The sequence below is a fragment of the Thalassobacillus devorans genome, assembly GCF_011761345.1.
GTDB lineage: Bacteria > Bacillota > Bacilli > Bacillales > Halobacillaceae > Thalassobacillus > Thalassobacillus devorans.
Genome location: NZ_JAASRY010000003.1, coordinates 239,298 through 260,225, shown reverse-complemented (window position 1 = coordinate 260,225; position 20,928 = coordinate 239,298). Strand labels below are relative to the sequence as shown.

The 20,928-nt window shown below is 45.6% G+C and carries 18 protein-coding genes and 2 riboswitches; of the genes, 8 read left to right on the top strand and 10 right to left on the bottom strand.

All coding sequences use genetic code 11. From position 1 onward, the window contains the following. Positions 1-3: 3 nt before the first annotated feature. Entirely contained in the window at positions 4-459 is a 456-nt protein-coding gene (locus tag FHS45_RS12270) for a hemerythrin domain-containing protein (protein ID WP_062443071.1), read from the bottom strand. Between the two features lie 226 nt (positions 460-685). On the opposite strand from FHS45_RS12270, the gene FHS45_RS12265 reads away from it, so the two are divergent. Next, positions 686-2,470: a Xaa-Pro dipeptidyl-peptidase gene (locus FHS45_RS12265; RefSeq protein WP_062443074.1), complete on the top strand. Its 1,785-nt coding sequence runs from the start codon at positions 686-688 to the stop codon at positions 2,468-2,470. Between the two features lie 239 nt (positions 2,471-2,709). After that, the gene (locus FHS45_RS12260; RefSeq protein WP_082411959.1) at positions 2,710-2,877 is read left to right on the top strand and encodes an aspartyl-phosphate phosphatase Spo0E family protein; all 168 of its coding nucleotides are present in this window, start codon (positions 2,710-2,712) and stop codon (positions 2,875-2,877) included. Between the two features lie 76 nt (positions 2,878-2,953). Here the strand turns inward: FHS45_RS12260 and rpoN are convergent, their stop codons facing one another. The 6 genes from rpoN to thiW all read right to left on the bottom strand — a co-directional run bounded on the left by rpoN (position 2,954) and on the right by thiW (position 8,037). Next, entirely contained in the window at positions 2,954-4,258 is a 1,305-nt protein-coding gene (gene rpoN / locus FHS45_RS12255) for an RNA polymerase factor sigma-54 (protein ID WP_062443079.1), read from the bottom strand. Positions 4,259-4,477: 219 nt separating this feature from the next. Next, positions 4,478-5,095: a thiamine phosphate synthase gene (gene thiE / locus FHS45_RS12250; protein WP_082411961.1), complete on the bottom strand. Its 618-nt coding sequence runs from the start codon at positions 5,093-5,095 to the stop codon at positions 4,478-4,480. After that, positions 5,092-5,862 carry a hydroxyethylthiazole kinase gene (thiM, locus tag FHS45_RS12245; RefSeq protein WP_229717909.1) on the bottom strand — a complete coding sequence of 257 codons (771 nt, stop codon included), beginning with the start codon at positions 5,860-5,862 and terminating at the stop codon, positions 5,092-5,094. Before thiM ends, thiE begins: the two co-directional genes overlap by 4 nt. Continuing rightward, positions 5,859-6,665, bottom strand: a complete 807-nt coding sequence (thiD, locus tag FHS45_RS20220) for a bifunctional hydroxymethylpyrimidine kinase/phosphomethylpyrimidine kinase (RefSeq protein WP_062443082.1) — start codon at positions 6,663-6,665, stop codon at positions 5,859-5,861. Before thiD ends, thiM begins: the two co-directional genes overlap by 4 nt. Then, positions 6,662-7,351 (bottom strand): thiaminase II, encoded by a 690-nt coding sequence (gene tenA, locus FHS45_RS12240; protein ID WP_062443084.1) that lies wholly within the window; start codon positions 7,349-7,351, stop codon positions 6,662-6,664. Before tenA ends, thiD begins: the two co-directional genes overlap by 4 nt. Before the next feature lie 68 nt (positions 7,352-7,419). Next, positions 7,420-7,522, bottom strand: a riboswitch (TPP riboswitch). Positions 7,523-7,536: 14 nt separating this feature from the next. After that, positions 7,537-8,037 (bottom strand): energy coupling factor transporter S component ThiW, encoded by a 501-nt coding sequence (thiW, locus tag FHS45_RS12235; RefSeq protein ID WP_062443087.1) that lies wholly within the window; start codon positions 8,035-8,037, stop codon positions 7,537-7,539. Between the two features lie 93 nt (positions 8,038-8,130). Beyond that, positions 8,131-8,245, bottom strand: a riboswitch (TPP riboswitch). Between the two features lie 342 nt (positions 8,246-8,587). Between thiW and FHS45_RS12230 the strand changes: the two genes are divergently transcribed. The 6 genes from FHS45_RS12230 (at position 8,588) to FHS45_RS12205 (ending at position 12,805) form a co-directional block, all read left to right on the top strand. Next, positions 8,588-9,277 carry a DsbA family protein gene (locus tag FHS45_RS12230; RefSeq protein ID WP_062443090.1) on the top strand — a complete coding sequence of 230 codons (690 nt, stop codon included), beginning with the start codon at positions 8,588-8,590 and terminating at the stop codon, positions 9,275-9,277. Continuing rightward, the gene (locus FHS45_RS12225) at positions 9,270-9,689 is read left to right on the top strand and encodes a disulfide oxidoreductase (RefSeq protein ID WP_062443094.1); all 420 of its coding nucleotides are present in this window, start codon (positions 9,270-9,272) and stop codon (positions 9,687-9,689) included. The genes FHS45_RS12230 and FHS45_RS12225 overlap by 8 nt, the downstream gene beginning before the upstream one ends. A gap of 170 nt (positions 9,690-9,859) precedes the next feature. Continuing rightward, entirely contained in the window at positions 9,860-10,285 is a 426-nt protein-coding gene (locus FHS45_RS12220; protein WP_062443098.1) for a DMT family transporter, read from the top strand. 17 nt (positions 10,286-10,302) lie between these two features. Next, a complete protein-coding gene (locus FHS45_RS12215) occupies positions 10,303-10,998 on the top strand; it encodes a Crp/Fnr family transcriptional regulator (RefSeq protein ID WP_062443101.1) in 696 nt (231 codons plus the stop codon). 12 nt (positions 10,999-11,010) lie between these two features. Then, complete coding sequence (locus FHS45_RS12210) at positions 11,011-11,547, top strand: DMT family transporter (RefSeq protein ID WP_082411963.1); 537 nt, start codon at positions 11,011-11,013, stop codon at positions 11,545-11,547. A 235-nt stretch (positions 11,548-11,782) separates the two neighbouring features. Further along, positions 11,783-12,805, top strand: a complete 1,023-nt coding sequence (locus tag FHS45_RS12205) for an LLM class flavin-dependent oxidoreductase (RefSeq protein WP_062443109.1) — start codon at positions 11,783-11,785, stop codon at positions 12,803-12,805. A gap of 38 nt (positions 12,806-12,843) precedes the next feature. Here the strand turns inward: FHS45_RS12205 and FHS45_RS12200 are convergent, their stop codons facing one another. The 3 genes from FHS45_RS12200 to gltB form a co-directional block, all read right to left on the bottom strand. Beyond that, the gene (locus tag FHS45_RS12200) at positions 12,844-14,100 is read right to left on the bottom strand and encodes a M48 family metallopeptidase (RefSeq protein WP_148350058.1); all 1,257 of its coding nucleotides are present in this window, start codon (positions 14,098-14,100) and stop codon (positions 12,844-12,846) included. 536 nt (positions 14,101-14,636) lie between these two features. After that, positions 14,637-16,124: a glutamate synthase subunit beta gene (locus FHS45_RS12195; protein WP_062443112.1), complete on the bottom strand. Its 1,488-nt coding sequence runs from the start codon at positions 16,122-16,124 to the stop codon at positions 14,637-14,639. A 15-nt stretch (positions 16,125-16,139) separates the two neighbouring features. After that, positions 16,140-20,729, bottom strand: a complete 4,590-nt coding sequence (gene gltB / locus FHS45_RS12190; protein WP_062443116.1) for a glutamate synthase large subunit — start codon at positions 20,727-20,729, stop codon at positions 16,140-16,142. Positions 20,730-20,928: the final 199 nt, after the last annotated feature.

Sequence of the window (20,928 nt, the reverse complement as noted above, 5' to 3'; positions counted from 1 at the left end):
TGTTTACCTGCCACTGACGGAATCACGGTGGAAGCGGCCATTCGCCTGGTATAACAGTTTTTCCGGAACAGCTTCCTCAATCATTGGGAAAACTGTCCGCTCTTCTAGTCTGACATGTTCATCAAGCAGCTCTCCCAATTCGCGGAACTGTTCTGCAGTCAGCCGAGGCTGCTCTCGAATCCGCTCGACCATGCCTCTGATTTGCGCATGCTGTATCAGCATCTTTTTGATGGACTCCTGATTCACATTTCCATATTGAGCGTATAGGGGAAGCAGTACCTCTTCTTCATCGCGAAAATGTCCCCGGCCGTCCTGATTCCAAAAATCGATGACGCTTCTACGAAAATCCAGCAAACTTTTTTCTGTCTTCTCCGTGCCTGCTTTTTTCAACTCTACTGCCGTCACCAACGCATGATGATGGTGATGAGACAATGGGTATAGCGCTTCGTGCCGTTTCATATCGCTTCGACCTCCCATCGAAATAATTATACTACTTTAATTATATAACATTCGACTTTATTAAGAAGTGACCTGCCCCACAATACATAATTAACTTTCCCCTTTATTATCTGTGCTATATTTCCTATTTTCATCAAACAAAAGCACCGTTTTCAGATTATTCAGCAAAGTTTCACTAATTTTGTCTTATAATTTCAGTTATATGATCACAAAGGAGGAAAATGGTGTGAAAAAGACAGGATTAATGCTGATGCTTTGTGCCAGTCTGGTGCTTCCTTCAGCTGCCCATGCTGCCCCTGTCCATGACACCCCTGCTACATACAACACGAACATTGAGATTGAAGACGGGATGACGCAGCCAATTTACAACATGGATGATGCCATAATGGAAGAGGTGTTTATTGAAACTTCTGTCGACAGCGACAATAACGGAGAGTTGGACCGGGTTAATGCCAGGATTATACGTCCAGGGGAGACAGAAAATGGTCTCGAGGTTCCTGCCATCTATACGATGAGCCCCTATAATGCCGGACTTAATTATCCATTAGAATTTTATGATGTCGATAAGAATTTAAATGCTGTCGACCACCCTGGCAAACCGTTGGTTACCGGGGCAAAAAACGCAGCCGGGCTGCCTGGGTATCTCGATGATTATTTCGTACCGAGAGGCTATGCTTATATCTCTGCCGATAGTATCGGAACTGGCGGATCGAATGGATGCGCAACGACAGGTGACTATCAGGAAGTTGAAGGCACAAAAGCAGTAATTGACTGGCTGAACGGTAACGCGAAAGGTTATTCAGAAGACGGCGAAGAAGTCACGGCTGACTGGTCTACCGGGAATGTCGGGATGACCGGGGTTTCATACAATGGTACACTTCCAAACGCCGTTGCTACTACTGGTGTCGAAGGCTTGAAGACAATTGTTCCGATTGCCGCCATCAGTGATTGGTATGATTATTACCGCTCTAATGGTGCTGTCATTGCACCAGGCGGCTATCAAGGGGAAGATGCTGATGTTCTGGCAAAAGCAGTTTTGACACGGGAAAACCCGGAATTATGTGCTTCTGTCATGGAGGAGCTGACGGAAGGACAGGATCGTGAAACAGGAGATTACAATGAATTCTGGGATGAGCGTAATTATATCAACGACATTAAAAATGTAGAAGCCAGCGTATTGGTGGTGCATGGACTGAATGACTGGAATGTCAAAACAGAGCAGTTTGCCCAGTGGTGGGACGCGTTGGAAGAGCATGATGTTCCGCGAAAAATGTGGCTGCACCAATATGGTCATAGTGATCCATACTATATCCGCCAGGACGAATGGATGACTACGTTGAATAAGTGGTTTGATTACTGGTTATATGAAGTTGATAACAGAATTATGGATGAGCCGATGGTCGACATCCAGCGGGAAGACTTGTCCTGGAAAACGATGACAAACTGGCCAGCGGAAGACGCTAAGGACACGAAGCTTCATTTTAGAGCTGATAAAGAAACCCTTGGCTCGCTCAGCTTCTCGCAGGTACCGAACAGTGATAAGACAAAAGATACTATCATCGATGACCCGACACGTACGGTAGAAACACTCGTGGAGGATCTGGAGGGCAATCAAGAAAACCTCGCCGTATATCTTACAGAGCCTTTGGAGGAAGAGATGCGGCTAAGCGGGGTACCTGAAGTTTCCCTCCGGGCAGGACTGGACGCGCCTACCGCAAACCTTACCGCTTTGTTAGTCGACTATAGCGGAGAAGAAACGGAAATTATTACCCGCGGATGGATGGATCCACAAAACATTAATTCCGATTGGAAAGCAAAATCCCTTTCACCAGGGAAGAAATATACGTTCCAATGGGACCTGCAGCCGGATGACTATATCTTTAAGGCCGGACATCAACTGGGTGTCGTAATCATTTCGACGGATTATGATTATACACTTCGTCCGGAAGGTGGTACGACAATAACGATTGATCCAGCAAGCAGCTACATCAAGCTCCCATTAGTGAAGTAAATCTTAACCCAGTATGACTGCATACTGGGTTTTCTGCGTGGAAAATAGTCACTTAGAGTAGTTTATAGCTAATAAATCCCTATTGCCTCGAGATGGCTCCTCTTATTTCTTATTATTTACAAATTTATGTTTTGTCACTACTATCAAAGGAAAGAATAATATAACCCAGATTATTCTTTACAATTTTTTCAATGATAATACACCGCATGGTATAATAGGTGTATTCGGAGGTGCCCTTTGTGAACAACTTAGAAGACTTAGAACAGAAAATAGAAGAGATGCGAATATATATGTATTCCCTGTATAATCACAATCCCTTGGATGATAAGCTGATTGAAGCATCTCAGACGCTCGATCGGTTATTAAATGAACTGTCGGCGGCAACCAGGGCATGCAATTGGAAATGACACTTTTGCTGGAAACCACCACGTTACTAAAAAACTGCCGTTAGGAATTATTCTACAATTCCTAACGGCAGTTTCTTCAGGAGAGCTGCTTACGCTTCGATGAAGCAGGGATGCGCAACTCCTCTCTATATTTAGCTACCGTCCTCCGTGATACGGTGATCCCTTCCTTCGTTTTAAAATAATCCGATATTTTTTGGTCGGAGATCGGTTTGTTTTTATCTTCTTTTTCAATCAATTGCTTTAATAACGCTTTCACTTTAGTGGAAGATGTATCGCTACCCGACTCACTGCTGAGCTTTGAGGTAAAGAAAATGCTTAACTCAAAACAACCTTGTGGCGTTTGGATCACTTTATTCGTCTTCGCCCTGCTTACCGTAGACTCGTGAACACCGATTGCTTCAGCCACTTCCTTCAGTGTCAATGGTTGAATGGCGGTAAATCCTTTTTCGAAAAACTCCGCTTGTTTATCGACGAGAACTTCTGCAATCTTCATCATTGTCGCCTGCCGTTGTTCAATGCTATTCATGAGCCATATCGCTTTCTGGTAATGGTCCTTTACATACTTTGCCGTCTTATCATTATGAGTGATCAATGATCGATAGTTAGTATTTACTTGTATGGAAGGTAAATAACTATCGTGAAGAATAATTTTATATTTTCCCTGGTACTTTTTCACAGATATATCCGGCCGTACGTACTCTGCGGGAGTTTTAGCGATTCCCGCTAGCGGTTTCGGTTTCAGCTGCTGAATGATTTCTGCAGCTTGATGGATTTCTGCTATGCTTGCATCTAATTCCTCCGCAAGCTGTCGCCATTTCTTTTCTGCCAGTAAATTCAAATGCTTAACTACCATTTGTTCTGCCAACGAACCCTGTTCAATCTTTTGTCTTAATTGAAAGACAAGATAGTCTGATAGATTCTTTGTTCCGACACCTGCCGGCTCCAGATGCTGCAAGCTTTCCAGCACCGTAAGCACCTGGCTTTCCGGTAGTCCGAATTCTTCGGCGATTTCTCTTTCCGGGATAGGAAGGTAGCCATTGTCATCTATATTCCAAATCAGATACTGCATCAATAATCGATCTATTTCCGACAATTCCAGCAGACGCGCCTGATCCCACAAATCTTCCCTTATATCTTTCTCTTTCGTTGCAAAATCAAGTGGACTGACGTTGGTCTGATAGGGTTTGGGGTGATAGCCTGGTTCATGGTCGACATCGGGGCTTTTTTCCTTTAATTCAATCAGCGGATTTTCCAGCGCTTGTTCCTGGATGAACGCCGTCAGTTCCATCGAAGAGAATTGCAGCAATGATATCGCCTGTCGTAATTCTGTTGTCATAGCCAGATTCGTCGTTTGTCGTTGAGACAGACTGAGCTCCATCATGTTTCTCCTCCCTGCTTTAACCTTCATGAACGCGCTTACATTTAACGGCAGACTGTTTTATGAATGTTATTCTATTTTACTATGTATCTCTTTTAATTAGAAGTTGTTCGAGGTCTTCCTTTATTTACATTTTGGAATATCTGACGTGGATTTGCAAGCTGCGTTCCGTAGAAAAAGCCCCTGAATGACCATTTCCTGGTTATTCAGGGGCGGGAAGTGTTAAAGCTGTCGAACGGCCTGAGGGATATCAGCTGCCTGGGTGACGGCGCTGATAACTGCTACCCCATCAGCACCTGCCGAAAGGACATCGTTAGAGTTTCCACAACTGATGCCGCCAATTCCGACTATCGGTATAGAAGGATATTTCTTCCTAAGCTCTCTCACCCATTCAGGACCGACAGGATTTTTTGCATCTGCCTTGCTAGTGGTGGAAAACATGGGTCCTGCCCCCAGGTAGTCCACCGCACCTATCGGGCTTTTCTCAACCTCAGCCCAGCTGGATACGGATAAACCGATTATTTTGTCGGGGAAAACTTCACGCAGAGCGGCAGGCGATTCATCGCTTTGTCCAACATGTATCCCATCTGCATTGAGTGCTTCAGCCAAGTCTGTATCATCATTAATGATAAACAGGACACCATGTTGCTTGCATATTTGGCGCAAAAGCAGCCCTAGTTGTAATTTTTCTTTTCCTTGTAAAGCTCCTTCTCCTTTTTCACGGTATTGAAAAGCGGTGATCCCCCCCTTGATGGCTTCTCTTAAAATTTCTTCGGGTGCTCGGTCGCAATTCACGCTGCCCATCACTAAATATTTATGAAGCCTATCTTTTAATTTCAAGAATTTGTCCTCCTCAGTTGAGCAGTTTCCAGGGAAAGTGCATCGAGAAATGCAGGAACAAACGTGCCTGGTCCGGTTACCGCAATATTATTCGCGGCATACTCGGCTGCTAAACCATAAAACTCTACGGCCGCCAGCGCCTGCATTTCAGCATTACCTTCTACTGTCAGGCAAGCAGCCAAAACAGATCCTAACAGACAGCCTGCTCCGGTTACTTTAGAAAGGATGGCATGCCCGGTCTCATTGGTTTCCATACGCTTGCCATCACAGACGACATCCGTAGCACCTGTTACGACTGCCAACGTGTTGTAACGGTTAGCTACCTGTTTTGCCACCTCGCTGATATCACCCGACCCGCGTGATTCGACACCTTTCATTTCCCAGGAAATATCGACAAGATTCGCTAGTTCAGCAGCATTCCCTTTGATAGCTGTCGGTTGGACTACTTGTAATATTTCTGCGACGGCATGTCTGCGAAAAGGGGTTGCGGCCACACCAACTGGGTCAAGGACAACTGGAATGCCCTTGTCGTTAGCTGCCTGCCCCGCTTTTATCATGGCTGGAATTTCTGGAGCAGTCAGCGTGCCAATGTTTATCAGCAGACCATCGGCATTGGCAGCCATTTCTGCTGCTTCCTCTTCAGCTTTTGCCATGACTGGCGCCCCACCAAAAGAAAGCAGGCCATTAGCTGTGAAATTCATAACCACCTGATTGGTCAAATGATGGATGAGTGGTGTGTTTTTTCTAACCTCTTCGATTACATTCACTGCCTGACCTCCTCCCGTATCGCCCAGTGATTGGTCGGACCATTCCCCTCGCCAATGTCGAATGCGTGCCGTATCGCTGCTGTAATATAATGCTTCGAGCGTTCTACCGCACTCACTAATGGAAGGCCCTGGCTTAAATAAGCCGTAATTGCAGCAGAATACGTGCATCCGGTGCCATGCGTGTTTTTTGTAGGAATCCGGTCTGTCTCAAACGTATACACTTTATTACCGTCATACATAACATCGATGGCTGCCTCTTGCAGGTGTCCTCCTTTGATAAGGGCCGCTCCTGCCCCGAAGCCATGGACCATATGCTTTGCCGCTTCCTTCATATCGGCTACTGTTTCAATTTTTTCTTTCGTAATAAATGCAGCCTCTGCTATATTGGGCGTCACAACAGTGGTCATTGGAATCAGCTGCTGACACAGATAATCACGCGCTTCCGGTTCAATGAGCGGGTCACCGCTTGTCGCTACCATCACGGGATCCATGACATAAGGTGCCTGAAATCCTGGGATGGCCTCTGCGATAACTTCCATCATCTCTATATTTGCAATCATGCCTGTCTTCACTGCATCGACGCGGATATCTGTATAAATGGAGTCTATCTGTTGCTTTATCATACCCCCGGGCAAATGATGGACACCCTGGACTCCTGTAGTATTTTGTGCCGTCACCGACGTGAGAACGGACATACCGTAGCATTTCAGCTCCTGAAAGGTTTTCAAATCAGCCTGAATACCTGCTCCGCCACTTGAATCGCTTCCCGCTATGGTAAGGGCACAAGGAATAACGTTACTCATTGTTGTATCACTCCTTCCTTAACCGGCCATTCTTCACAAGTATAAGCCATCTCCCAAAATGCAAGTTCCAACTGACAGCTTTTTCGGAAAGCTTCTTTCATGCGAATGAGTTGCCGTCCGGATGCTTCTTCTGCTAATTTATCCAGTCGGTCGCACAGCTTTCCAGTCAGGCCTCTCACCTCTGCCTCTGCATAGAAAGTTATCCAGGGATAAAATGGATGATCATCATTCGGTTTATATTTTTCCATCAGCACCTTGCCAATTTCGAGATAGGTCCACGGACAGGGCAGCAGGGCACAAAGAATTTCACCTAAGTCTCCTATTTGGGCATGGTACATCATGTGCTTGATGTAGTGGTCTGCCGTCGGTGGGAGCGGGTATCCCTGCATGTCTTCATAAACTACACCCGCCTGCTCACAAAAGTTATGATGTGGATGCGTTTCACTGTTTAGAACAAAGCCTATTTGATCATGGAAGAGAGAGATATCGTCTCGATTACTAGATTTAGAGACGGCAATACCATAAATGTGCATGAATGCATTCAAATACTCAAAGTCCGCCTTAATATAGTGCTTGAGGGCTTCTTTAGGCACCTTACCTTTTCCAATTCCGTCTACAAATGGATGGTTGAATATCTCCTTAAATATAGCGTCATTTTCTTTTCTTAAGCTTTCTGAGAAAGTCATGGTAAGCCTCCTTTAATAGTCAGGAAGCTACTAGGGGGAATAAAAGTAGATAGATAGAGGGTAATGAAGTTAGTCCTCTCCTACTTCCCTGCGCTGGCATTATCCAGATCAGGTTCCAAGGGACAAAGGAATGATTCCTTATCTCAGCTGAACGCGCCCCTAGCAGTTTTCCGTATATGGGTTATTTAAGAAACTCTTCTCACTGAATGAAATAATTGATCTTGCCTGATTTTTATGACAACAAGCCACCCGATGACAGCGCCGCTGATGCTGCTGACTAAAAACGATGGCAGGAAAAACAACGCTCCGACTGCACTTCCCATCAGTACATTCGCAAATGGGACTGCAAATAAAGCACCAATCACTCCAGTACCAACGACCTCGCCAACAGCAGCCCATGCTTTTCTTCCCAGCTTCTGATACAAATAGCCTGCTAAGAAAGCACCCACCATCCCGCCTGGAAAGGCAAGCAGTGTCCCAAGGCCAAGCAGATTGCGTAAAAGCCCGATCATAAAAGCAATGATCACCGCGGGGATAGGCCCAAGTGTTACGGCCGCCATCACATTAACTGCATGCTGAACAGGGTACGCTTTGGCCACTCCTGCAGGAAACCAGAGCAGCTGCGCTCCCATGGTACCGATAGCGACAAACACCGCCATCGTCGTAAGCAGACGGGTCCGGTTCATCTTCTTCCTCCTTTCTCTACCGTGGGTGCCCTTGAAATACAAAAAAGCCAGAATCCTGATAGGACCTGACTTGGTAGGTTAAAAGAAAATAGACGTATCTTCCGACTACTTCCCTCCGCTGGTACTAACCAGGTCAGGTCTATAAGAGTCGGAAAGCTTTACGCGCTTTCCTCTCAGCCCGCCATTCAGGGCACCCCTAGTAGTGTTTATAGCTATTCATTTGATTGTTACAAATCTATCATAGCAAAGATCCGTCAGCGCTTTCAATAGCTATTATTGATTGTTTAGAGGCTTTCCAACAACAAATACCTTTCGGTAAAAAGGAGAATGATATAGGTTCCACCCGAAAGAGTCTTTTAAACTTCTTTTTCCTTCTTCTTAACAAGACAGTTCCCTTTTCACCATTGGCTGGAAAGTATATAATCAAAGAAGATTGTCAAAAAATATCAATATATTCTTCACGTATGTCCTGTCTTTTTATGATACCATGTTGATGTTATTGGTCTTGATTTAAAACAAATTTAATCTACATAGATACAGGAGTGGAATTATGGCGGAAAACAAAGGATCCATGAAGTTTGTTGTAATACTGACGGTTGTAGTCATTGGATTGATTGCTGCTTTTGTTGTGTTAGACAATAACAGTAATAGCGGGGAGAACGATACGGTTTCTTCCGGCGGTGATGCTCCGGCAATCGATGGTCAGCCAACAATCGGGGAGTCGGATGCACCGGTTGAAATCGTGGAATTCGGAGATTACCTGTGCCCGGCATGTAAAGTATGGAGCGACCAGGCATTCCCTCTGGTGAAACAGGATTACATTGACACAGGAGATGTCAACTTCACGTATATTAATGTTCTGTTCCATGGCGAGGACTCAGAGCTTGCTTCCTCGGCGGGTGAAGCTGTATATAAACAAGATTCAGAAGCATTCTGGGATTTCTCAAAAGCGTTATATGAAGCCCAGCCGGAAGAACATCAGGAAGGCTGGCTGACGAAAGAAAAGATCATTGAAGTAGCGGAAGAAAGCGTGCCATCCATTGATACTGAAAAGATGAACGAAGATATGGACTCCGAAGAGATCCAGCAGGAAGTGGGAAAAGATGACAACCTGGTCAAGGAACATGGCGTCCAGGTTACACCGACCATCATGATCAATGGCGAGATGGTGGAAGATCCATTTAATTATGAAGAAATCTCCACGAAAATTGAAAAGGCGATAGAGGAAAGCAATGAGTAAGAAAACGAATGATCAGCCGATTTTTCTTTATCTCGCATGGCTCGTGTCTGTCATTGCAACGTTAGGCAGTCTTTACTTCAGTGAAATAAGAGAGTTCATTCCGTGTGAATTATGCTGGGTGCAGCGAATTTTCATGTACCCGCTCAGCATTATTCTCGGTATCGCAACCTTCCTGAATGACCGCAGCATCATTAAATATGCCTTGCCGCTTTCCATTATTGGCGGACTTGTTTCCATTTTTCATTATATGGAGCAAAAAATCCCTGGATTTGCGAGCATCAAACCTTGCGTCGGCGGTGTTCCTTGTAGTGCGGAATATATAAACTGGCTCGGGTTCATTACGATCCCTTTCCTGGCACTGACGGCATTTACACTTATTACAATTTTCTTATTCATCGCAAGAAAGAAATAAGTTGACTAATATTCGAAACGCCTCCTAAGCTTAGAGCATGATACAAGCGCTCTAAGCTTTTTTTGTGGTTAAGTTAAAGCAATTTTGGAGAAATTATAACTACTTAGGACATATGTCCTTTCAAAAATATTCATCTTCCTTTTAAATAAATGCTGATAGGAGGATGAAGGATGAAAGGTGCTTTATTTTCGCTGCTTGGAGGAATCTGTATCACGATGCAGGGAATTTTTAACGCAAGAATGAGCGATGCGATTGGTGGATGGCATACGACGGTAATGGTCCATATCGTAGCCTTTACAATCGCTATGATTATTTATATAAAAGTAAGAGATGGAAAAGGGAAGAGCTTCAGAAACGTTCCATTTCTATATTTAATTGGAGGGTCATTTGGTGTCATTGTCGTTTTTTCAGAGTTGACAGCCATTCATAGTATTGGCCCTGCCGCAGCTATTGCTATCCTTCTCGTTGCTCAGATAGGAACGGCATTTATCATAGAATCACAAGGTTGGTTCGGGGAAAAGAGAATTCCTATTACGCTGCGACAAGGACTCGGGCTAACGATGATGCTTGCAGGTGTTATTCTTTTCCAATTGTAAAAGAAGGTGTTTAAACGGTGAAAGAAATAAAATCCGCTGATGCAGAGGTCTATATCAAGCGTTATGAGCTTGATAAGGTCTTTCCAGAACATTTCAGACCCCTAATGAAGGTTTATCAGTTCAAGAAAGGAAATGTATTATTCTCAGCAGGCGAAGAGCTGGAGGAAATCTATATTCTGGTAGATGGGAAAATAAAAATCTTTACGCTTACTCCTGAAGGAAAATCATTAATCAACCGGTTCAAGCGTCCGCTGGAACTGATCGGAGATGTTGAGTATGTCAAAAGAAATACGGTGTTCAATTCCGTTGAGGCTGTAACGGATGGCGTGATGCTTGCAGCATCATTTGCCGATTTGGCGAATCTGGAACAAGATCACCCGCCATTTACTCGTTTCTTACTGGAAACGTTAGCCCGAAAGTTTTATACCGAAGCCCATACCACGAACCTTAACATGCTTTACCCGGTGGAAGTGCGCCTCGCCAGCTATTTGTTATCGATTTCCTCAGTCAGTGAAGGTACGATATTCCATCAGGAAATGCATACATCGAATTTAATGGAGCTGGCCGAATGGTTAGGTACAAGCTATCGTCATTTAAATCGTGTTTTAAAGAAGATGGCGACTGACAATATCATTGAACGGGCTAATGGCTCGATTGCCATTAAAGACCTGGAAAAGCTCAGCATCCTTGCAAAAGGGAATATCTATGAATAAGGAGGAACACTGATGACTGGAGTGTTATTAGCAGTTATCGCAGGTATTTTAATCAGCCTGCAGAATGTATTCAATGCCAGAGTAAGTGAAAAAACAGGTCCATGGGCGACGACTTCTCTAGTACTCGGTTTAGGTCTTGTCTGTTCATTACCGGTCTTTTATTCCATCGAGAAAAAAAGCATTTTAGAATTTGGAAATGTGAATCCTGTATTCTTGTTTGGGGGAGTATTTGGCGTAGGAATCGTTTTCTTTTTAATGAGAGGGGTAACTTTGATTGGCCCGGCTTACGCCATCTCGATTGCACTTATTTCGCAAATTGTTATAGCTTTTATTATTAATACAGGTGGCTGGTTTGGATTTGAAGCTGCCGCACTTTCCTGGCAGAAGCTGCTCGGAATCACCTTGTTAATCGGAGGAGTGCTTGTCTACAAGCTGGAGAAACAGACCAGTGGGAATGAGCATGAACAGGAAGCAGGAAAGACAGCTTCTTTTAAAAGAAAGCAGGCTTCCTACTCGGCTAGGCAGGGTTTTTATCAGGAAAGATCCTAAGGGTGTTGTCTCTCATGCTAAGAAGCAGATACCGCTCTCTACCCACCAAGAATAAAAAAGAAGCCTTGCAGCAAGCCGGCGATGCCAATATATTTTTCACCATTTAGTACAAAGGCGCGTTGCCTTTGTACTTTTTTTAATGCCTTAAACATTTTATTTGGTGCCGGTTTCCTGTAATTGTTAAACTGTACGTAAGTTTTAAGATTTAAACTTTCATAGAAAGAAGTGGAATAACATGTCTTCTGAATATAAAACATTACAGGAAATCCCGTTTTCCGTACTGGATTTGGCTCCCATCATTGAAGGCGGGACACCGAGGGATGCTTTCAAAAATACGGTGGATTTGGCTCAGCATGCGGAAAAGCTGGGTTACAACCGCTATTGGCTGGCAGAACACCATAATATGCCGTTCATTGCCAGTTCGGCTACTTCTGTCATCATCGGTCATGTCGCCGAAAATACATCTACCATCCGGGTCGGCTCCGGTGGCATCATGCTTCCCAATCATGCTCCGCTGATTATTGCTGAGCATTTCGGCACCCTGGAGTCCCTTTATCCAGGGCGGATTGACCTTGGACTAGGACGAGCTCCCGGAACGGATCAACTGACCGCTCAAGCCCTCAGAAGAGGACGAAGAAGCGATGGACAGGACTTCCCTCAGCTTCTTCAAGAATTAAGGGCTTATTTCGACCCTGCATTAGCGGTTAGCGAAAAACCGATCCGCGCTGTACCTGGACAGGGACTGGACATTCCAATTTGGCTGCTTGGTTCCAGCGGATTCAGTGCACAGCTTGCCGGACAGCTCGGTTTGCCATTCTCGTTTGCCAGTCACTTTTCACCAAACAATACGCTGGCAGCGCTGGATTTATACCGCCGACACTTCCAGCCTTCAGAAGCGCTTGAACAACCTCACGCCATGATGGGCTTGAATGTAGTGGCCGCAGAAACAGATGAGGAAGCGGAATATCTGGCGACTTCCCTTTACCAGCAATTCCTGAACCTGATTCGCAACGATGAAGCGCCATTGCAGCCTCCAGTGGATAATATGGATGAACTGTGGTCGCCGCATGAACATGCTGCGTTACAACAACAGCTAGGTGCTTCGATTATTGGCAGCAGAGAAACAGTGAAGCGGAAGCTGGAAGAATTTATCGAGGAAACAAAAGCGGATGAGATTATGGTTACTTCTCAAATCTATGATCACAAGAAACGCCTCCGTTCGTTTGAAATCGTGGCAGATATTATGAATGAAAATTAATAAAGGAGCCAGGCTCAGAAGCCTGGCTCTTCTTTTTGTCATTGTTGATAGGATTCCAGCATCGTTATTCGCTCCATCATCGTCGGATGACCGTAACGCAAGTATTTTACCAGGGCAGGAGGGTTGACATCGCTGAGCGCTGTGACGGTCAATTGCTGAAACGATCCAACGGCAGCCTCCCTATCCTGTGTCATTTCAATTGCATATTCATCAGCCGACTTCTCGGCATTTCGCGACACCGCGAGTTCTACCGGGTTAGCAATAAAAGACAACAAAGAAAAAATCAAGAGCAGCGCTGGAAGAGACGCGACATCTGTAACACCTTTTACCTTCCACGTGTTACCCCACCGGTTAATAACCACATGGAAAATACGGTAACCGACATATAATCCACCAAACGTGACGGCAATAGATCCTGCCAGCATCCATAATAAGTGATTTTTCACATAATGGCCGATTTCATGCGCCATGATGAACAGCACTTCTGATTCGTCCAGTTTGTTCAAGGTCGTATCCCACAAAACGATACGCAGGTTCGAGCCAATGCCATTGACATAAGCGTTCATGGCGTTAGTTTTCTCGGACATGTTCACTTCATAAACCCGCTCCGCCGGGATATCCGCTTGTTCGGCCATAGCCAGTATTTTTTCTTCCAGCTGAGGATTGCTCAACCGGGAAAAATCATTGTAAAGCGGGTCGATGACAACCGGCTGGATGTACATCATAAAAATCATAAATGGAATCATCAACATCCAGGCATATAACCACCACCGTTTTTGAAAGCGACGGATTAACACATAGAGGACCGTGATGAGCATTGCCATAATAAGTGTACCGATCCAGAAGCTGATTAATTGATCGCGCATCCATCCTGTGAAGCTTTGTGTCCCGATACCATAGTTGACCGACAGGGTCCGTCTCGCATAATCGAGCGGGAATGTCAGCACCCATGTCAATGTGGACAGCAGGAGGACATAAATCGGAATATTGATAAATGTAAAGCGGGACACGCGTTCACCGAAATCTCTGAACAGTCGTGATACCCCAAACACCAGGACGCCGAGGTAAATGATCCACTCCAGTGGAAGGCCAAGGAAATACAACATCGATTGATAGCGGGAATAGTCCTGGCTCAGTTCAAGTTGTCGATCTGTCATGAATGTAGCCGGGTCTGCCCCGGTCCCCTCGTAAGCTTCAGGCACACCAAAATCAGCCCACCAGAATAAGTAAGCCCCCATAACGAGGACATAAAGGATATAGATACCGGCAGTCCAAATCACAAATCGCTTTTTCACAATCCCACCTCCACTACTTGTACTACTCCTATCTTATGATTAATAAAAATGAATTATCTCGTTTCTCTTATTTTATCATGGATGCCTCGATATCCCCCTCTGGGATTGATCTCACTCACCAAACTGTCAGATTTGACGAAGACTCGATTCCGAGGTGGTTGAATCCATTGGCGCAGTCCAGAGTTAGGATAGCTTGTGAAATAACTGACCTGCGTAATCTCCGAATCAGGAGGAAGGTGCTTCGGATAATCTATTAATTTATTCCTCTAAAGACCATTACATTGAAAATTAGAATGCTAAGGGTCTTTATAGAGTGGATAATGACCATTAGAAAGTAACAATGCTATGGTTATGGTCTTTATAAGCAGTATAAGAACCTTAAGCAATCAAAAGTTCGTCTGAGATGGTCTTTATCACCCTTACGTCAAAACAATAGGCGGAGTGTCTCTCCTATTCTGATATGAAATTAATGAAATAAGGGTACTAAAAAATCGCCCAGGGAAAATCCTGGACGATTTATTTATGAGTAATACATGTTATGGCAATACGGTAGATCCCATGAGGTAGCGGTCGCATTCGCGGGCTGCTTCGCGTCCTTCGTTGATTGCCCAGACGATCAGGCTTTGGCCACGACGCATATCTCCGGCTGCAAATACGCCTTCAACATTGGTACGATAATCGCCGTATTCCGCTTTGATAGTGGAACGTTCGGTAGTTTCAACACCAAGCTGCTTGATTAAATCCTGATCCGGACCTTTAAACCCGATCGCGAGCAGGACAAGATCAGCAGGCCATACTTTTTCTGTTCCTGGAATTTCTTCACGGATGCGTTTGCCGTTTTCATCCTTGGTCAACTTGACGTTTACCGTATGGACTTCTTTGACATGTCCGTTTTCGTCACCGACGAATTTCTTTGTCATGACAGCGTAGGCGCGTGGGTCGTCGCCCAACACGGCTGCAGCTTCTTTATGGCCATATTCGACACGGTGGACAACCGGCCACTGTGGCCATGGATTATCTTCTGTATCACGGGCAGACAGCTTTTTATCATAGATATCAAACTGGGTAAGACTCTTACAATTATGACGGACAGAAGTAGCAAGACAGTCTGTTCCCGTGTCTCCCCCACCGATGACAATTACGTCCTTATCTTTCGCAGAGATATAATTACCATCTTCGTGGTTAGAGTCCAACAAGCTCTTTGTATTGGAATGAAGGAAATCCATCGCATAATGGATACCTTTTAATTCTCTGCCGTCAGCCGGGATGTCACGGTGCACCTGTGATCCTCCGCAAAGAATGACAGAATCAAAGTCTTCGTTCAGTTTATCCTCTGGATAGTCTTTACCGACTTCTGTATTCGTAACGAATTCAATTCCTTCTGCTTTCAGGATATTGACGCGGCGTTCGACTACCTCATACGGGAGCTTCATCTCAGGGATGCCATAAGTCAAAAGACCGCCGACACGGTCACTGCGTTCAAATACAGTCACCCAGTGTCCGGCTTTGTTCAATTGGGCAGCAGCTGCAAGTCCAGCAGGCCCTGAACCTACTACAGCAACTTTTTTACCAGTACGCTGTTCTGGTGGTTCCGGTTTTACCCAGCCCTCATCAAATCCCTTTTCAATGATGGCGCGCTCGACACTACGGATAGCCACGGGCGGTTCATTGATGCCAAGGACGCAGGCACCTTCACAAGGTGCCGGGCAGGCGATCCCAGTGAACTCAGGGAAGTTGTTACGCTCATGCTCTTTTTTCAGCGCTTCATGCCATTGACCACGGTATACGAGATCATTCCATTCCGGAATCAGGTGGTTGACTGGACAGCCTGTTGTCTGTCCTTGTATTTCTGTACCTGTATGACAGGTGGGAACGCCGCAGTCCATGCAGCGTGCCCCTTGAATTTGGACCTCTTCGTCTTTCATCGGAGCTGTATAGTCCGACCAGTCTTTCGTACGTTCAGAAGGGTCACGTTCACGTTGTGATTGACGTTCGTATTCCATAAATCCTGTTGCCTTTCCCATCGTATCCCCCTCCTATTATTTGACTAGCTCTTTGCTTCGTTTGCTTTCTTCAAATGCTGTCATTTCAGCATCGAACTTACTTATACCTGTATCGAGCAGGCTCTTGATGCGGTCTTCCATTTCACGATAAGCCGTAGGGATGACACGTACAAATTTCGATACATAAGAATCCCAATCATTCAAGATGCGATGCCCTTTTGGACTATTGGTATATTCCACATGCTTCGCGATCATCTTGTATAGCTCCGTGATTTCCTGCTGATCGGTCAAGCGCTCGAGAGCTACAAGTTCCTGATTGCATTTACTGTCAAACAGTCCTTGCTCCTCTTCCAGGATATAAGCGACACCGCCTGACATACCTGCTGCAAAGTTACGGCCGGTTGCACCGAGAACGACTACTTTTCCGCCAGTCATATATTCGCAGCCATGATCACCGATTCCTTCGACAACTACATTCGCTCCACTATTACGGACACAGAAACGTTCGCCGGCGATTCCGTTGATATACGCTTCCCCGTCAGTGGCGCCATAGAAAGAAACGTTTCCGACAATCGTGTTCTCTTCTGGGACAAATGTAGAGTCCTGGGAAGGGTGGACGATGATTTTACCGCCGGATAATCCTTTACCAACATAGTCGTTGGCATCGCCAATCAAGGTCATCGTCATGCCTTTAGGAATAAATGCACCGAAACTCTGTCCGGCTGATCCTTTCAGATTCAGGCGAATGGTGTCTTCCGGCAAGCCCTCCGCACCATGGCGACGGGTGATCTCGCTTCCAAGAATCGTACCGGTTACACGGTTGATGTTACGGATGGAGTGGTTTACTTCCACTGGTTCTTTCGTTTCAATCGCTTTTTTACATAGCGGCATCAATTCTTGCATGTCCAGTTTCGAACCCAGTTCATGATCCTGCAGTTGAACCTGGTAAGTTCCGCCGCCTACTGGTACGGCCGGCTGATAAAGCAAGGACGTAAAGTCAATGCTTTTCGCTTTCCAATGATCGATCTCTTCTTTCGGCTCCAATACATCGGAACGACCGACCATTTCATTAATGGTACGGAAGCCAAGCTCCGCCATCAATTCGCGTGCTTCCTGCGCGATAAAACGCATGAAATTAGCAACATGGTCCGCATTCCCAGTGAATTTCTTCCGCAGTTCCGGGTTTTGGGTTGCGACACCAACCGGACAAGTATCAAGGTGGCAGACACGCATCATGACACAGCCCAACACCACGAGCGGCGCCGTAGAAAAGCCGTATTCTTCTGCCCCTAACAAGGTAGCGTAAATAATATCGCGTCCGGTCATCATCTTACCGTCTGCTTCGACAGCAATACGGTCGCGCAGATTATTCAGCACTAAAGTCTGATGGGTTTCGGCAAGTCCGATTTCCCAAGGCATACCAGCGTGTTTGATACTGGTCCGCGGAGCTGCTCCGGTCCCTCCATCATATCCACTGATCAATACATGGTCGGCTCTACCTTTTGCTACACCGGCAGCGATCGTACCTACACCATCGGCAGAAACAAGCTTGACGCTGATCCGGGCTCTTGGGTTAGCGTTTTTCAAGTTGTGAATCAATTCAGCAAGGTCTTCGATGGAATAGATATCATGGTGCGGTGGAGGTGAAATCAATTCAACACCTGTGGTGGAACCACGCACTTCTGCAATCCATGGGTAAACTTTCTTGCCAGGCAAATGACCGCCTTCTCCAGGCTTTGCCCCTTGAGAAACTTTAATCTGCAGCTCATCAGCGTTCACAAGGTAATGGCTATTGACACCGAATCGTCCGGATGCAATCTGCTTGATGGCACTGCGGCGCAGGTCCCCGTTTTCGTCCGGAGTGAATCGCTCAGGGTTTTCCCCGCCTTCTCCAGAGTTACTTCGTCCGCCTATTTTGTTCATGGCAATCGCAAGTGCCTCGTGGGCCTCTTGACTGATGGCACCAAATGACATGGCACCTGTTTTGAACCTTTTACAAATATCATCGACAGATTCGACTTCTTCGATTGGAATCGAACGCCGATTTTTAAACTTCAGCAAGCCGCGGAGTGATTGCAGGTTGTTCCGCTCATCCGTCAGCAGCTGGGAATATTCTTTGAATAATTCATAGTTATTGGAACGGCATGCATGCTGCAATAAATGAATCGTGTGAGGATTATATTGATGATCCTCCCCATTTTCACGATATTGGAACTCATCCCCCGCTTCCAATTGTTTAGAAGCCACACGTTCCTCTCCATACGCACGCTTATGACGCATCAAAACTTCTTTTTCAATAACATCAAGGCCAATTCCGCCAAGACGGGTAGACGTCCATGTGAAGTGCTTGTTTACAACCTCACTGCTGATGCCGACGGCTTCAAAAATTTGAGCACCGCGGTAACTTTGGATTGTCGAGATACCCATTTTCGATAGTACTTTGACAACTCCATCGGTAACCGATTTGACATACTTATCAACCGCTTCGTCAAATGTGATGCCCTGGAGGTCGCCTTTTTCAATCAAGTCATTGAGGGAATCGAACGCCAGGTAAGCATTGATACCTTCTGCACCATAACCGAGCAATGTCGCAAAGTGATGAACTTCACGAGGCTCTGCCGACTCGATCAGCAGGCTCACTTTGGTGCGCGTCCCCTGGCGGATTAAATGGTGATGCAGACCTGATACTGCAAGCAAGGCAGGAATAGCGGCCTTGCCATGGTTTACTCCGCGGTCCGATAAAATGATTAACGTGGTGCCCTTTTCCACTTCCTTATCCGCTTTGGTGAACAGCTCCTCTAAAGCGGCTTCCATGGAACCTTCGACTTTAGCATCGAATAGGATTGGCAGTGTTGCTGCCTGGAATCCATCGACGTTCTGCTGACGAAGCGTCTCCAATTGACGGTTAGTCAAGGCAAACGTATCAAGACGGATATGTTTGCAGCTATTCGGCTTAGGATCGACCAGGTTTCCTTCTGCCCCAATCGTCGTCCCTACTGCTGTTACGATTTCTTCACGGATCGCATCAATCGCCGGGTTGGTTACCTGGGCAAAAAGCTGTTTGAAATAGTTGTAAAGAAGCTGAGGCTTTTTCGATAACACAGCGAGCGGGGAGTCGTACCCCATAGAACCGACCGGATCCTTACCGCCGGAAACCATCGGCTTCAGAATCTTACTCAATTCTTCGGTCGTATAGCCGAAGGCAAGCTGGTGATCCAGCAGCTTTTCATCTTTTGTCAGCGGGGCTTCTTCCACCGGTTGTGGGAGCTCGTCGAGATCAAGCATATGCTTATTGATCCACTCATCATATGGCTGCTCTTTGACTACCTGACCTTTGATCTCCTCGTCTGGAATGATTTTTCCTTTCTCCAAGTCAACAAGAAGCATCTTACTTGGCTGTAAGCGATCTTTATATTCGATTTCATCGTCAAAAATATCCAGTGCGCCTACCTCAGAACCAAGGACGATCATGCCATTTTTCGTAACATAATACCTTGCTGGGCGAAGACCATTACGATCAAGACATGCCCCGATCTGGCTTCCGTTAGTGAAGACAAGCGCTGCCGGGCCATCCCACGGCTCCATGAGCGTACTGTGGTACTCATAGAAGTCACGCTTATCTTTTTCAATGGACGTGTTATTCGGCCAAGGTTCCGGTACCATCATCATGGCGGTATGGGACAAGGAGCGTCCGGATAAATGCAAAAATTCAAAAGCATTATCGAACATAGAAGAGTCACTGCCATTATCGTCAATCACTGGCAGGATTTTTTCTAAATCCTCTTCATTGAAGTATTCCGATTGGCATAGCGTTTGACGCGCCCGCATCCAATTGACATTTCCTCGTATTGTATTGAATTCACCGTTATGAATGGTATAGCGGTTTGGATGGGATCTCTTCCAACTTGGGAAAGTGTTCGTACTGAAGCGGGAGTGTACTAATGCCAATGCGGATATAAAATCAGGGTGGTTCAAGTCAATATAAAAAGAGTCTAACTGTTCAGGGATGAGCATCCCTTTATAAACAATCGTGCTTGTCGATAAGCTGCTGATGTAAAAATCGTCACAAGCTTCCATCTTGCCAATTTCATTTTCTGCACGCTTACGGATGACATATAGGCGTCGTTCAAATTCCATCCTGTCTGTGATTTGTTCGGATTGTGCTACAAACACCTGACGGATGAACGGCTTCGTTTTCTTGGCACTGTCTCCGACAAAGGAGTCATTGACAGGTACCGTGCGCCATCCTAACAGTCCTTGGCCTTCCTCGCGGATGATATCTTCGACAATTTCAATACATTGCAATCGTTTGTACTCATCTTGAGGAAGGAATATCATACCTACACCATATTCCCCTTCTCCGGGAAGATCGATATTTTCCTTCTTACATTGTTTTAAAAAGAAACGATGGGGTATCTGTGTTAGTATACCGGCTCCATCCCCCGAGTTGACGTCGGCTGACTGACCGCCGCGGTGTTCCAGGTTACACAGAATTGTAACCGCGTTTTGAACGATATCATGGGATTTTCTTCCGTTGATATTCGCGATCATACCGATTCCACAGGCCTCATGCTCATTGGCAGGATTGTAAAGACCCTGTGGAACTGGGTATCCGTGTTTTTCCATGATCATTCCTCCTCTATATAGTAGAAAAACCTGGTTTGTCACCAAGTGTTGGTGGCAAAAGCATTAGTCTTTCTTATACTTTATCCCTTCAACAAAGAAGAACTTGTTTAAGGAATTAAAATTGTAGTGTAAATGAAAAAATTCAGTCTTTTCGAGTATGAAAATTAGTATACCATGAAATTGTCAGTCAATTACAGCG